The sequence below is a fragment of the Bacillota bacterium genome (genome assembly GCA_013178305.1).
GTDB lineage: Bacteria > Bacillota > Sulfobacillia > JABLXB01 > JABLXB01 > JABLXB01.
In genome coordinates this window covers 179295-193509 of record JABLXB010000002.1, presented here as the reverse complement: position 1 = coordinate 193509, position 14215 = coordinate 179295, and the positions used below count along the sequence as shown (strand labels likewise).

At 63.5% G+C, this 14215-nt stretch carries 12 protein-coding genes; 7 read left to right on the top strand and 5 right to left on the bottom strand.

Features of this window, described 5'->3' with window-relative positions:
* The first annotated feature begins 36 nt into the window (after positions 1-36).
* Positions 37-942 (top strand): hypothetical protein, encoded by a 906-nt coding sequence (locus HPY55_06280; protein NPV70237.1) that lies wholly within the window; start codon positions 37-39, stop codon positions 940-942.
* A 457-nt stretch (positions 943-1399) separates the two neighbouring features.
* On the opposite strand, the gene ilvD is transcribed toward HPY55_06280, so the two are convergent.
* Together ilvD and HPY55_06270 are read right to left on the bottom strand one after the other, a co-directional pair.
* Positions 1400-3064, bottom strand: coding sequence for a dihydroxy-acid dehydratase (gene ilvD, locus HPY55_06275; protein ID NPV70236.1), 1665 nt, complete (start codon positions 3062-3064; stop codon positions 1400-1402).
* Positions 3065-3193: 129 nt separating this feature from the next.
* Complete coding sequence (locus HPY55_06270) at positions 3194-4495, bottom strand: AraC family transcriptional regulator (GenBank protein NPV70235.1); 1302 nt, start codon at positions 4493-4495, stop codon at positions 3194-3196.
* A gap of 64 nt (positions 4496-4559) precedes the next feature.
* On the opposite strand from HPY55_06270, the gene HPY55_06265 reads away from it, so the two are divergent.
* On the top strand, positions 4560-5201 hold the full coding sequence (locus HPY55_06265; protein ID NPV70234.1) for a hypothetical protein: 642 nt from the start codon (positions 4560-4562) through the stop codon (positions 5199-5201).
* 71 nt (positions 5202-5272) lie between these two features.
* Here the strand turns inward: HPY55_06265 and HPY55_06260 are convergent, their stop codons facing one another.
* Together HPY55_06260 and HPY55_06255 are read right to left on the bottom strand one after the other, a co-directional pair.
* Positions 5273-7198: an aldehyde ferredoxin oxidoreductase family protein gene (locus tag HPY55_06260; protein ID NPV70233.1), complete on the bottom strand. Its 1926-nt coding sequence runs from the start codon at positions 7196-7198 to the stop codon at positions 5273-5275.
* Between the two features lie 5 nt (positions 7199-7203).
* Complete coding sequence (locus HPY55_06255) at positions 7204-7680, bottom strand: 4Fe-4S dicluster domain-containing protein (GenBank protein ID NPV70232.1); 477 nt, start codon at positions 7678-7680, stop codon at positions 7204-7206.
* Positions 7681-7885: 205 nt separating this feature from the next.
* On the opposite strand from HPY55_06255, the gene HPY55_06250 reads away from it, so the two are divergent.
* Positions 7886-10825: a molybdopterin-dependent oxidoreductase gene (locus HPY55_06250; protein ID NPV70231.1), complete on the top strand. Its 2940-nt coding sequence runs from the start codon at positions 7886-7888 to the stop codon at positions 10823-10825.
* A 67-nt stretch (positions 10826-10892) separates the two neighbouring features.
* Here HPY55_06250 and HPY55_06245 read toward each other — a convergent pair whose 3' ends face one another.
* On the bottom strand, positions 10893-11354 hold the full coding sequence (locus tag HPY55_06245) for a GNAT family N-acetyltransferase (protein ID NPV70230.1): 462 nt from the start codon (positions 11352-11354) through the stop codon (positions 10893-10895).
* 101 nt (positions 11355-11455) lie between these two features.
* Here HPY55_06245 and HPY55_06240 point away from each other — a divergent pair, with 101 nt between their 5' ends.
* From HPY55_06240 to HPY55_06225, 4 genes are all read left to right on the top strand, one after another.
* Positions 11456-12274 (top strand): hypothetical protein, encoded by an 819-nt coding sequence (locus tag HPY55_06240; GenBank protein ID NPV70229.1) that lies wholly within the window; start codon positions 11456-11458, stop codon positions 12272-12274.
* The gene (locus HPY55_06235; GenBank protein ID NPV70228.1) at positions 12259-12546 is read left to right on the top strand and encodes a MoaD/ThiS family protein; all 288 of its coding nucleotides are present in this window, start codon (positions 12259-12261) and stop codon (positions 12544-12546) included. Before HPY55_06240 ends, HPY55_06235 begins: the two co-directional genes overlap by 16 nt.
* Before the next feature lie 145 nt (positions 12547-12691).
* On the top strand, positions 12692-12835 hold the full coding sequence (locus tag HPY55_06230) for a ferredoxin family protein (protein ID NPV70227.1): 144 nt from the start codon (positions 12692-12694) through the stop codon (positions 12833-12835).
* 120 nt (positions 12836-12955) lie between these two features.
* Complete coding sequence (locus HPY55_06225) at positions 12956-14158, top strand: YgeY family selenium metabolism-linked hydrolase (protein ID NPV70226.1); 1203 nt, start codon at positions 12956-12958, stop codon at positions 14156-14158.
* Positions 14159-14215 lie beyond the last annotated feature (57 nt).

Genomic DNA, 14215 nt, shown 5'->3' with positions numbered 1-14215 from the left:
GAAGTTCGCAGTCACCATGGTATTCTACTGAGGCGGATGTGCTTCGCGGTATTCTCAGCCTCTCCGGCTACATCCATGGCATTTCTTACAGCGGACTCAACCCTGAACCTGGCGGCCACTTCACTCCTTGACAGGACGGTCTCCTGGCTCGACTGGGCAAAGCTGATGGCCGTACCGTCGCTGTTGACCAGCGCGCTTCACTGCGCCCTGTTCCTGGCCGTGTTCGGCCCGGCGATGAGGCGCCAGCTCACCGAAGAGATCGATGGCAGGGCTCTTCGTGATGAGATGGGTCTCATGGGCCCAATGACCGCAGCGGAGAAGCGGACCCTCCTCTGGACGGTGGTAGCGGTAGTGCTCTGGGCGACCGACAGGTTGCACGGCGTCAACCCCGCGTGGGTCTCGCTTGTGTGCGCGGTGGGACTGGCCCTTCCTTATACCGGCGGGGTGCTCACCGCGGACGACCTGAGCCGCAGTGTCAGCTGGCCGACCGTTGTGTTCGTGGCCGGAGCATCCGCGATCGGCAACGTCGCCGGAAGCGCGGGCATCTCCGAGTGGCTGTCGTCGCTCCTGACGCCGGTGAATTTCCCGGCCGGCGTGTTGGAATTCGCGCTGGTGGCGGCGGTCGCAGTGATTGTCACGCACCTGCTGGTCGGCAGTTCGCTTACGGCGTTGGCACTCGCGGGTCCGGTCCTCATTCCTGTGGGCACAAGGCTGGGGTTCAACCCCGCGATACCCTGCCTGATTGTCTACATAGTATCCAACATGCAGTTCGTGTTCCCATTCCAGAACTTGATCATACTCGTGGGGCAGGACGAACCGCACGGTTACGGGATTGTCGAAACGATGCGGTTCGCTCCATTCATCACCGCGCTCACGCTGCTGAGCGTCGCGCTGCTATATGCGCCATGGTGGGCAGCGATCGGACTCCTGCATTCGCGGTAGCTACGGCACCAGGGTATTTGGGACGATCAGCACCGTCCATGGAACGTACGTGACAATCAGTAGCACGAGGACAAGCGCCACAACCATCGGCACCACCGCCTTGCTGATGCGCTCCATTGAGATTCCCGACACCGACCCCGCGACGTAAAGGCGGTCTCCATGAACGTCCCGACGATGAGTATCACGATGTCGATCAGGAGCAGGATCACGTACTTATTACGGGACAGTGACAGAAGACCTGAGGCGATAGCCTCGTTAAGCGGCTCAGCCTTGGGCTGCTCGGCGGGCTTCGGCGCGGGCTGCGCCGGCTGACTGCCACCGCACGAGGTGAGAAGCAGGGACGATACCAGCACCGCTACGAGAAGTAAAGCCGATCACCTTTTCACCCAGATCCCCCTCCCTCGATCTATCTGTTCTCTCCGACGGGCAACTCCATGGCGTGCGCGGAGGCGCCGACCTACGACATGATCGCACCCTTGCTTGCCGACGTGACGAGGCGGGCGTACCTGTGCAGGTAGGTTCCCTTCGTCGCGCGGATCTCGGGGCGCTTCCATTCCTCGAGGCGCTTCGCTATCTCCCCCGCCGATAGCTCGACGTTGAGCTTCCTGGCGGGGATGTCGATGGAAATGATGTCACCCTCTCGCACGGCCGCAATAGGCCCACCTTCGGCAGCCTCGGGCGAAACGTGGCCTATGGAGGCGCCCTTGGTCCCACCCGAGAAACGCCCGTCGGTAATGAGCGCTACCTTGCTGTCCAGGCCCATGCCCGCGAGCGTGGCAGTCGGGCTCAGCATCTCGCGCATACCAGGGCCGCCCTTCGGTCCTTCATACCGGATGACAACTACGTCGCCGGGCTTGATGCGGCCGCCGGTTATCGCTTTGAAGGCGTCGTCCTCCGAGTCGAACACCCTTGCCGGGCCGGAGTGGCGCATCATCTCGGGCAGGACCGCGGACTGCTTCACGACGGCGCCCTCGGGGGCTACGTTGCCGTACAGTACCGCCAGCCCGCCTTCGTTCAGGTAGGGTGAATCGAGGCGCCTTATCACGGAGTCGTTGAATACCTGGCCGCCCGTGGCGATTTCCCCGATGGTCTTCCCACTCACGCTCAGCGCGTCCGCGTGGAGGAGCCCTGCCTCTTTGACCCTGTTGAGTACGGCGGGAATGCCTCCGGCCCTGTCGAGGTCCTCGAGGTGGTGGACGCCGGCGGGGCTCAGCTTGCACAGGTTGGGCATCTTCCTCGAGATCCCATCGAACGCGCCGAGGTCCAGAGGGACCCCTGCTTCCTGGGCGATCGCCATGAGGTGGAGTACAGTGTTGCTCGATCCGCCTATCGCCATGTCGACGGCGATGGCGTTTTCGAACGCCTTCTGCGTGAGGATGTCGCGAGGACGCACGTTCTTCTTCAGCATTCGCACTGCCTGGCGCCCCGCGTAGTTCGCGAGCTGGAGGCGCTTGCCCGTGACCGCCGGGATGGTGCCGTTCCCCGGCAGGGCGATGCCCAATACCTCGGCCATGCAGTTCATGCTGTTGGCTGTGAAGAGGCCGGCGCAGGAGCCGCACCCTGGGCAGGCTTCCATCGCTATCTGCTCGAGTTCGTCCTCCGAGATCTTTCCTCCGGTGCACGCGCCGACCGCCTCAAAGGGGCCGGATATGAGGTCCGTTGTTTTCCCCTTGTGCCAGCCCGCGAGCATGGGCCCGCCACTCACGTAGACCGCCGGGACGTTCAGTCTCGCGGCAGCCATCAGCATGCCCGGCACGATCTTGTCGCAGTTGCCGATGCACACCATGGCATCGAACCCGTGCGCTATCATCATCGCCTCAATGGAGTCGCAAACGAGTTCCCTGGAGGCGAGCGGGTACTTCATCCCCTGATGGTTCATCGCGATGCCGTCGCAGATCCCGATAACCGGGAACTCAACGGGCGTCCCGCCCTCTGCGATTATTCCTCTCTTGGCTGCTGCCGCAAGAGAATCCAGGTGATGGTGTCCCGGGATGACTTCGTTATGGGCGTTGACCACCGCCACGAGCGGACGGGACAATTCCTCGGAGGTGTATCCCATGGCGTAGAACAATGACCTGTGCGGTGCTCTCTCGATACCCTTCTTAACCGAATCGCTGATCAACTGTGAACCCCTCCCAGTGATTTGATCGGAAGGAAGACGAACGAAACGACGAGGACATACTGGGCCGGACTTTTGGTCGGAGTCTTCTGCGAGGGGAGATCCGTCACCTGCTAAGAATTTATTGTTAGATTATAGGTTTTTTGATGAGACGCGGTAAGAGCGGGGAGTAGTGCCCTCGAGACGCCGGAATACCTGCCCGAAATAGGCGGAGCTCGAGAAGCCGAGCCTGTCGGCGATCTCCTTTACTGTGAGGTCGGTAGTGACAAGCAACGCTTTAGCCCTGGCCATCTTGACGAACGTGGCGTACCTGACGAAGTTCATGCCCATGTCCCTGCGGAAAACCCTGGACAGATGCGAGGGGTTCAACCCGGCTACACGCGAGGCCTCGTCCAGGTTTATCCGCCTGTCCGGGTTCTTGTGCAGGAGGGAAACGACCCTGGAGACCGCGCGGTTCTGGATGGCGGGGTACGGCGACAGGCTTTGCTCGACGCGCTGGTCTTTGGGTAAGCCGATGGACAACATCTGCGCCGCCATCACCAGCTCCTGTTCTTTCTGCTTGGCGACGGTCTCGATCAGGTTCGCCAGCGTCTGCGTGGCCTCCGCTGCAGTATACAGCCTGCTTCGTGGGACCGCGCGCTCGGGCCCGAGGTTCACGGGACCGGCGAACAGGTACAGCGGGCTCAGTTCGCCAGTCGTGGATTCCAGCACGGGGACGGCGACAAAGTAATTGCCCGGACAGCACTCGATAATCGTGTCCTGGTTCACCTGGCCCAGAGCCTTCCATGGCCCCCGTGCCCGGAGGAAGCACTTCGAAACGCATTCCGGCGGGGCGTTGACTGGTTCGATGAGCATGCGGCCCGCGGGATCCGCAAGCGCGATTCCCATGTCGAGGAGGGAGCCAAGCCTGCGGACGTACTCGAGGATCATCTGCTCAGCCAGCACTGACCCGAGGATTGACCGGTCGAAGCCCAGCCGCCCACGCGGGACCGCCGGCACGTCGACGGGCGCCGGGACGAACACCATCAGCATTTCGAGACCGCTCTGCGAAGCCCACACCTCGTGTATGCCGTGGGCGTGCATGTGGCTGATGGTGCCCGGGGCGAGGTTTGTCGTCTCGCCGTCGTAGACGGAAGTGCCCCCGCCCGATATGACGTAAATGAGCTGCTCCTCGGATGCATGGCGGTGCGGGGGCTGGTGGGCGCCGGGGTTGAAGCGGGTCATGGCTATACTCAACCTGCCGCGACCCGGGTCGGAGGGCTCACGCAACCAGGTGAAATTGCCCCATCTGGTCTCCTGGAATCTGCCTGTCCCGGCGGGATCGGATGCGTCCATAACTGGATTATAGCAGAAGCGCCAGGACCCCGTCTCCAGGGCCGGGTTACCCGCTGCGTCCGGACCCAGCCTGCCCGTTGACAGGATTATCAGGGGCACTTGCAGTATTACCGACTGAGCCGGGACGTACGCGAGTTGCCGCGGCGAAGGAGGGAATGCCTGCTTGCAGCAGGATGTACTGCTTACCGACCCGGCGGCTTTCGGTGGCGACGCAGCACTCCGGGACTACGTGGTCCGTGCTTACGGTACCGACAGGAAGTCCATAAACATCCTCATGGCGCTGGGCATCGCCTTCTGGGGATGGATAATGCTCGTCCCGTACAACATCCTCGGGCAGACGTACAGGGGGCTCGCCTTCCTGGCGCCGTTCCTCGCAGCGCGCGTCTTGGCCGGAGGGCGGACCACGTCGCCCGCCGGCATCGCGTCGATCGCCGTATTCCTCGCGGCCTGGGTGGATACCAACATGATACTCACGCGGTACGCGAGGGTTGCGAGGGCTCGCCTCGAACGACTCGCCGAAAGCCCTGCGCTGGATACAGACTGCACCCTGGAGAAGGGGCTCCTCCTGCACAAGGTGCTCGGTGACAGGGCGGGGGGAATTGATGAGTTCAGGAACGCCCTGAAGATGGAGGGCGGCGACTCGACGCTCTGGAACCTCGCGGGTATATCGTTGTGCAGGTGCGGGGCATACAGGGACTCGCTGCTGGCCTTCGGGCGCGCATCCTCCGCGCCCCCGTATCTGGCCCGAATAGTCAAGACGTTCAGGACGAAGGCCGAGCGGATAGCAGCGATGGGCAAGGCCTGAGAGACGGAGGGATGCGTTTGGGCACCTCCAGGATCTCCGGACCATCGCTGGCGCTCGTTCGGAGACCTCGTTTACGGGCTCCTGGACGGGCGACCGGCCAGTTCGCTCTCGAGCCGCGGGATCGTGTCTTCCAGTCCCAGCCTGCGCAGGGTTTCGGCGGTCGGGAGCCCCTCGCGGTCCCAGCCGCGGAGCCGGTAGTAGTCATCGAGCATCTCGTGCAGCCTGCACACGGCGCCCTCCGGGGTAGCCTGGTAGTTAGGCTCCACGATGAACCGCTTGGGCAGCGTGTCGTCCTTGCGGGATATCCCGTGAATGGCGTTGTAAGCCCGCTGCAGATTGACGATGCGCTCTCCGGCGGCTTTCAGTCCCACTACGTCGATGTCCATCCCCGTCGCGTACCTGACCGCCTCGGCCACGTCGTCCCAGTAGATCTGGGCGAGGACGAAGTTGCCGCCGGACTTGCAGGTCCCCGTCGAGTCAACCACGGCGGCGTAATCCTCACCGTCCTTTACGAGGAAACCCTTGTACTTCGTCGAACGGGGGTCGGCCATGTCCGGCAGGTACGCGTCGCCGTAACGGCGCCGCGCCTCGGTGGGATAACCCGTCTCGTCAATGGTGGGGAACGCCTTCAGATGGTCCGCGCCCCTGCTGGAGGTGACGTGGGCGAGCCCCATCGATTGCTGTGCGCGGCCGTCCTGAGCGGCGATTTCCTGCCCCTTGACATCCATCGCGTAATCCGCGGCGCCCTTGCCGATCTCCTTTGCAGCGCGGCGCACGCCCTCCGCGAGCAGCGTCCCGACCCCCTGCCTGTAGGCGATCCTCCGCACCAGTTCCATCGCCGCCTCGACGTTGCCCCAGGTCAGATCGAGACCGTCCACGCCGGCGCGCGTAAGGATCCCGCGGTCGAGGAGTTCCATTACGAACGAAATGCACCGTCCGGTCGTGATCGAGTCGAGCCCGAGCCTGTCGCAGATGTCGCTGGCCTTGAGTATCGCGTCGAGCTTCGGGTTGAGGATGTTCGCGCCGAACGCGTTGATGGTCTCGTATTCGAAGCTCCTGACGGTCGTGCCGGCGTACTCGCCCTCATTCACGCGGTATATCTTGTCGCACGCGACCGGACACCCGAAGCAGGCGATGTCCTTCACGAAGAAGCCGGCGCGCAGCGCTTCGGCGTTGATCTTGTCGGCGTCCGCGTATCCGCCGAGCTGGAAGTTCTTCGTGGGGAATCGCCCGATGACGTTCATCAGCGAGACGATGCCGGGGGTACCGTAGCGATGGACCGCAGGGTATATCTCGTTAGACTTGATGCCTTCGTGGCAGCGCACGGCCACGCGGTAGAATCCGTCGGGGTCGGCGATCCTCACCGCCCCGAACCCGCGTACGGCCATGGCCTTGAGGTTCTTCGACCCCATGACCGCGCCGCCGCCGGTGCGCCCGAAGGAGCGTGACGATGTCGCCTGTATGCACGCGTACCGGACGAGGTTCTCGCCCGCCGGGCCGATGCAGGCCACCTTGACGCCGGGGTCGTGGAGTTCCTCCACCAGCGCGTCCTCGGTTTCGACGGTGTCCTTGCCCCACAGGTGCTTCGCGCTACGGATTTCCGCCTTTCCGTCCTCTATCCAAAGGTACACGGGTTCCGGCGCTTTCCCGCGGATCACCACCATGTCGAAGCCGGCGAACTTCAACTCGGGCCCGAGGAACCCGCCCGTGTTCGAGTCGCCATAGATGCCGGTGAGCGGGGACTTGCTTATCATCTCCATCCGGCCGCTGTTCGGCATGAGCGTGCCGTTGAGCGGTCCGGTGGCGAATATCAGCAGGTTGTCCGGAGAAAGGGGGTCGACGGCGGCCGGCACGCGGCGCCACAGGAGATTCGTCCCGAAGCCGCTGCCCCCGAGGAAAGCCTCCGCCAGGGCTTCGTCGATGGGCAACACCTCCACGCTGCCTGTCGACAGGTCGACTTCGAGGTACTTGCCGGTGTATCCCTTATACCTGAACACGCCCGTCACCTCCCCACCAGGTCGAGAAGGCCGGCGAGCTTACGCGCCGCCTCACGGCGTTTGACCTGCGCGTATTTCTCTTCTCTGATGAACGTGAGGGCGCCGAATGGGCACATCCGCACGCACTCGGGGTCGCCGCCGCAGAGGTCACACTTTATCGCCTGCCCGCGGTCGGGGTCGTATGCCATACCGCCGAAGGGACAGGCGGTGACGCACATCTTGCAGCCGAGGCACCGCCTGGAGTCGACTTCAAGGGCGCCCGTCGCCTCGCACCTTCCTATGGCGCCGACGGGGCACGCCTCCTGGCAGAGCGGCCTCTCGCACTGCTGGCAGGTAAAGGGGATGTACACCCCTTCCTTCTCCCACTTCAGGACGCTGATGCGCGATCTGGCGGGCCACACCGCCCTCTCTTTCTTGAACGAGCAGAACGCCTCGCAAATCTGGCAGCCTGTGCATTTCTCCGGATTGGGCTGTAATCTCATGGTCTGCCTCCTGTCATCCCCCGGAAATGGCGCCGAAAAGGGCGAGTTCGCCGCTGGCGCCACCCTTTGTACGCGTGTTTCATTCAATTACACTGACGGGAATCCCTTTTAGATCGTGTCAAACAGCGCGAACTCCGGGCAGGAATTGGGCCCGCGGGGGCGAACACGAGTACGGTGCAGAAAACCGGGGCGGGGGTGCGGCTGAGTGGAGCATAACACCGGCAATACTGATAGCACCGGAAATACTGCAGCAGGGGGCAGGTGGGTTACCGCCGCCTGCTGGGGCGACTGCGGTGGTCGCTGCCTGAACAGGGTGTACGTTGCCGGCGAGGTACCGATCCGTCAGAAGACCGACGACACTCACTCAGACAGTCCCGACTTCCCGCAGCAAAGGGCGTGCGCTCGGGGACGCGCCTACCGGCAGGCTGTGTTCGGTTCGAACCGCGTCAGGCACCCTATGAAGCGCAAGCACTGGGCGCCCGGCGGCAGGAAGGACCTTCGCGGCCGGGACGAGTGGGAGCGGATCTCGTGGGACGAGGCGCTCGATGTGGTCTCCGGTGAGATAGAGCGCGTGAAGACCGCTTACGGCAACGCTTCGATCCTGGCGTGGGGCGCTGAAATAGGCCGCATGCTGTCGCTTTACGGCGGGTACCTGACGTCGTGGGGTTCAACGTCCTGGGGGACGTGGCTCAATACAGGCCCCGCCATCGGCCTCGACAGGGGTAGTGGCTGCATGTACATCAACGACCGCTTCGACCTTCGCCGGAGCGAGGTCGTCGTGGTGTGGGGGGCCAATCCCGCGCTGTCGAGCGGTGGAAACCCGACCTACAACTATCTCCAGGCTGCCAGGGCGGGTGCGAGATTCATCTTCATCGACCCCGTCTACACTGATTCAGTTCGCGTGCTGGGTGGGGACTGGATCCCTTGCCGTCCCGCGACCGACCATGCGCTGGCGCTGGGTATAGCGCACACCCTGCTGACGGAAGACGACCCCTCGTCCGATCCGTTGATGGACTGGGACTTCCTGTACCGCTGCACGGTGGGGTTCGACAGGGAACACATGCCCGGCGGCGAGGACCCGCGCAGCAACTTCAAGGATTACTTGCTCGGAACGCGGGATGGGCAGCCGAAGACTCCGGACTGGGCATCGCGGATCTGCGGCGTGGAACCCGAAACCATCCGCAGGCTGGCCAGGGAGATCGGCTGCCGCAAACGGGTCGCGCTTCTTACCGGCTGGGCGCCGGCTCGGGTCAACAGCGCCGACTCGTGGCCGCAGGTGTTTATGGCGCTGGGCTGCATGACCGGGCACTTCGGGCTCCCGGGTAGGATGACGGGGGTCAGCGCCTACGCCGCCGCCGGGAACGGCGGGCCTGCGCTGGTCCGGGCGGGTGACCCCGGGGTGCCTGACATCGCCAACCCGCTGGCCTCACTTGCCGTAAACAACAACGAGGTCTGGGACGCGGTGCTCACGGGAAGGTACACCCTTGGGGATGGCGTGGAGGGAGAAGCCGGTATCCGGCTGATATACCATGCGGGCGCCGCGAAGCTCAACCAGCTCACCGGGCTGGTGAAGGGGATCGACGCTCACCGCAGGGTCGAGTTCGTCGTGACGCAGGACCCGTTTTTCAGCACGCAGGCGCGGTACTCCGACATCGTGCTCCCGGTAACGACGCCGTGGGAGCGTTTCGGCTTGGTGAAGACGGGTAACCGCGAGATAATCGTCTTCGCGAGTCAGGTTGTCGAGCCTTTGTTTGAATCCAGGGACGACTCCTGGATTGCTGTCGAGATCGGCAGGCGTCTCGGCCTTGACCCCGGGGCCATCGACCCTGTACCGCTCAAGCAGCAGGTGTTCAATCAGGTGGCCGGCGCCGTCGTCGCCAGGGCGGACGGCTCCGGCTTCGAGCCCCTGGTCGATATCAGCGCCACCGACATCGAGGAGATCGGCGTGGAGGGACGGCCGCAACGGGGGAGGATCCCGTTCCGTGAGTTCAAGGAACGTGGCATCTATCAGGTTCCGCGCGCCGCCTGCGACTCCCTGGGGCACATCGCCTTTGAGAGATTCCGCGCGGACCCGGCCCGGTACCCGCTAGACACCCGGAGCGGCAGGCTCGAGATCCACTGCAGGGTCATCGCCGAGTTCGTCCGGTCGTGTGGGTGGGACCGCATTTCGCCGCTACCCGAGTACCGGAGGCCGGTCGAAGGGTACGAGGATGCCTCCGAGGGTGGAGCTGGGTACCCGCTGCAGATGATTACCCCGCACGCGCGGGGAAGGACCAACTCCAGCCTTGCCGGCGTACCCTGGCTCACCGAGGCGTTTCCTCAGGAATTGCTCATGAGTTCGGCCGATGCCTCTAGTCGGGGCATAACGGACGGCGACACCGTCGTGGTTTCGAGCAAGCACGGCCGGATCATCTGCCCTGTACGTGTCACGGCGCGGGTCATGCCGGGTGTGGTGTCGCTCCCGGAGGGCGCGTGGGCGGACATGGACGAGAACGAGTGCGTCGACAGGGGCGCGTCGGCAAACGTGCTGGTAGGCGCCATACCCACGGGACAGGGGCATTCCGGGTGGAACTCGTGCAATGTCCAGGTTGAGAGGTACAGAGGTTCGGGCCGGCCCCCTGCGGACGGCGGACGGCGCGTGCGACGCGACGGCAGCCAGGGGGCGTCGCAGGGCGGCCCCATACAGTTCGATTCGAGTCTGTGCATCGGGTGCAAGGCCTGCCAGATCGCATGCAAGGACAGGAACAACCTCGGCGTGGGGGAGTTCATCCGGCGCGTCGACACGTTCGAGGGGGGCGAATACCCGAGGCCCGAGGTCTATCATTTGTCGCTATCGTGCGACCATTGCGAGAGCCCCGCCTGCGCCGGGGCGTGTCCGAGCGGCGCGGTCAGTAGGAGGGCGGACGGAGCGGTCCTGATCGACGAAGCGCTATGTACTGGCTGCGGCGCCTGTGCGGACGCCTGCCCGAACGGCGGAGTCCAGGTGCTGGGGGGCCGCGGAAAGGCCGCGAAGTGCGACCTGTGCAGCGACCTCCTCGCTGCGGGAGAGCAGCCGGCGTGCGTGGCCGCGTGCGTAATGCGCGCCCTCACGTTCAAGCCCGTGAGCCGACCGGCCGCCGGAACGCCGTCACGCCTACACGTTTGATGACAGCAGGCCGGTCACCCTTTGCCCGATCTCGTCCCGCACCTTGCGGAAAACGGCCAGTCCACGGTCAACCGGTGGTGTCCATCTGCGCGAGCATTACTGTCGCCGTCTTTGGACAGGCGGTCGCGAATTCCACTGACTTCAGCACCGGCCCGCTCACGGCGGACCTGTCCACCCGCGCGAACCCTTTCCTGGCAAAGTAGCCGGCCGCGGTGGTCGTCAGCAAGTAGACCTCTTTGCAGCCGGCGTCGCGGACGTAATCCATAATGGCCCCGGTCAAACGCGAGCCCAGGGCCTTACCACGGTACTCAGGCGCGATGCACACCGAGCGCAGCAGGGCCTGGTCGCCGTAGATCTCCGCGCCCGCGACCCCAGCCAGCCTGCCGGCGGGATCCCTGGCCACCTTGAAGTGCTGAAGGTTCTCGGCGATGCCGTCTGTGGGAAGGCCCGCAGACCGCACGAGGCCTACGACGGAGTCCAGGTCGGACGGTGTTGCCGGTGACAAGGTGAGACCACTCTCCACAGTCAAGACCGTCACCCCCTGGTCAAATCGTAGACTGCCGGCTTACGGTATGTCAACGGTCTTGGCTCCGCGACCCTTTATGCGGTAGGATAGTGATGGTGACTGTATTGACACGCCATCGTATTGCCAGAGATCCATCGGAGATCAGGAAGCTCATTGCCGCAAGCCCCGTGGCCGCCGTGAGTCTTGCCCCGTCGTACGTCTGCGCATTCCCGGGTGTGGAGGCGGGCCGAATTGTGTCCGCACTCCGGCTTCTCGGGTTCTCCAGGGTGGAAGAAACGGCGTGCGTGTTACCGGAGATATTCGAACGGCGTCGCCGCCTCCTGGAGTCGCATCGTTCGCCTGTCATATCGAATTCGTGCCCGAGAGTAGTCAGCATGGTCAAAGACGAATTCCCGCACGCCGCCACTTACCTGGTTGACGCGCCATCCCCGATGAGCTGCCATTGCCGGGGGATGCGAGAAAGGGTGGGCGGCCCCGTAGTATTCATCGGGCCGTGCACCGCCAAGGCCTTCGAGGCAGAGCGGTGCGGTTCCGCTGATGGTGTGCTGTCCTTCTCGGAACTTGCGTTGTGGTTTGCGAACGAGGGGATTGACCTCGCACGCCTGGAACCCACCGAACCGGACGCAGTCGCGCCCCGATGGGTGCTCGTCTCGCTCCTGGCTCTGGATGTATCCGGACTGGACCAGTGCCGCAGTCTCCTGGCCTCTCTATCACCCAGTACACGCGAATCGCGGTTCATTGAAGCCCTTGCCTGCCCTGGGGGGTGTCTGTACGGTGACGGAATGCTCGCCGAGACGGCGGGCGTGGACCGCCGGTCCATCCTGATCCACCACATACAGTCAAGCGCACCCGTGGTTCGTTCGAGGGCGCCTGAGGATGCGCCCGGCTACGCAAAGGAGGAAACGCTGTGCCGGATTCCGTGACAGTGAGGCTGGGTAGTCCCTTCAACGAGATTGCTTCGGCCGGTGAGATAACCCTCGAGATCCCCCGATCCCATGCTGCAGGTGAAGGCATGACGCTCGGACGGTTGCTGGACGAGGTGGGGGACAGGGTTGAAGTGCTGCGGCGACTCTTCCGCGACGCGGTCCAGAGGAAGTACTTCATCTGCGCCATCAACGGCGTCAAGGCGGGGGAATCAGACCGTGTCGAGGCCGGCGACATCGTGGAAGTGTCAAGCCCGATACTCGGGGGATAGCAAGGTCCTTATTGACATCCCCCTACGCCTGGTCATATGCTTATATCGTCAAATAACGATATAACCCGGTGATAGAGGGGAAGATCCCCACGAAGGCCCAGATAAAGGCGTGGTTCAAGAAGTAGCCGATGCGGAGGGGAGAATAATGACATTCAAGGTGCCGAGAGATCAGAAGCTCGTGGTGGCGAACCCGCACAACTGCGTCGTAGGCTGCAGCAACTGCGCTCCGCGGTGTCCGGTGGAAGCCATAACGTTCCCACCGCTGTCGGTACTCAAACAGTACAGGTGATGCTGACGGGATCGGCCTCTGCTCGCCATCTTCTCGATGAAGTCACTCCTGCGCAGTGCCGCGCTTACCAATCGGGAAGAACTGGGCGGCAAGCCGGACAGCACTTTACGGGGGATAATCATGATCACTGGAAATATCGTCGCAAGAGTCAGGGAACTCAGCGGGATCCTCGAACCCGACCTCGTGAGGTTTGTCCGCGATCTGGTCAGGACTCCCAGCCCGAGCGGTAACGAGCGAGCGGTCGCCGAGCTCGTCGCAGCCGAAATGAAATCGTCTGGTTTTGATGAGGTTTACGTAGACAAGCTTGGTAGCGTGCTCGGCAAGATCGGCTCGGGTCCGGTGAAGATACTGTACGATGCCCACATGGACACGGTGGAAGCGATGGACCCCGGTTCCTGGAGCCATCCACCCCTGGCTGCTGAGGTGGAGAACGGGATCATATACGGCCTTGGCGCAGTCGATGACAAGGGCTCACTGGGCGCGATGGTCAAAGCCGGGGCGGGCCTCAAGTCGCTGGGCGTGAGTGAGCAGGTGACTCTCTATGTCGCGGGGGCGGTAGGGGAGGAGAACTGCGAGGGCCTGGCAACCGGCCGCCTTCTCCAGGAGACCGGAATCCGGCCGGATTATGTCCTGGTAGCCGAGTCCAGCGAGTTGCAGGTAAAAAGGGGACACAAAGGCCGCGCTACGATAATAGTCACCGTTCCCGGCAAGGCCGTCCACGCGAGCACCCCCGAACTTGGGGACAACCCGCTATACAAGGCCGGCAGGTTCATTGAGACCCTGTCAACCATGGGGCCGTCCCTCATGTATCACGATTTTCTCGGTCGCGGGACGATTGCGGCCACGCGAGTTGAATGCGTCGCGGCTTCCATCAATACCGTTCCTGAACTGTGCAGGGTATATATCGACAGGCGCCTGACTGCTGGAGAAGACAGGGAGCGGATACTGTCCGAGCTCGGGTCGATCGTGCCTCCCGGGTCCACCGTCGAGATCATGCGGTTCGAAGGCTCCGCCTATACCGGGGCCAGGATCGTTGCGGATGAATACTTTCCCTCGTGGTTTCTGCCCGAGGACCACGAACTTGTGAGGGCGGGCTCCAGGGCGGCGGCGGCGCTGGGGTTGTCTCCGGGCGTCGGCCGCTGGGCGTTCAGCACCGACGCTGCTTACACGATGGGAGTGGCCGGGATACCGACCATCGGAATGGGGCCGGGGAACCCGAAACACTGCCATTCGAAAGAGGATCAGGTGGGGGTCGACGAGCTGGTGAGGGCCAACCAATTCTACACGTTGTTGCCGCTGGCAGTCGCCGGACTGCTGGAGTGACATACCCGACTTTGAGGAAAGGACGGGTGTTGAAGAGTAGTCTAAAAGAAAAACACC

What these genes read in the sequence shown, in the direction of transcription:
- HPY55_06280 (NPV70237.1), top strand. Translation starts at nt 37, where the DNA reads ATGTGCTTCGCGGTATTCTCAGCCTCTCCGGCTACATCCATGGCATTT.
- HPY55_06255 (NPV70232.1), bottom strand. Translation starts at nt 7,680, where the DNA reads ATGAGATTACAGCCCAATCCGGAGAAATGCACAGGCTGCCAGATTTGC.
- HPY55_06230 (NPV70227.1), top strand. Translation starts at nt 12,692, where the DNA reads ATGACATTCAAGGTGCCGAGAGATCAGAAGCTCGTGGTGGCGAACCCG.
- HPY55_06225 (NPV70226.1), top strand. Translation starts at nt 12,956, where the DNA reads ATGATCACTGGAAATATCGTCGCAAGAGTCAGGGAACTCAGCGGGATC.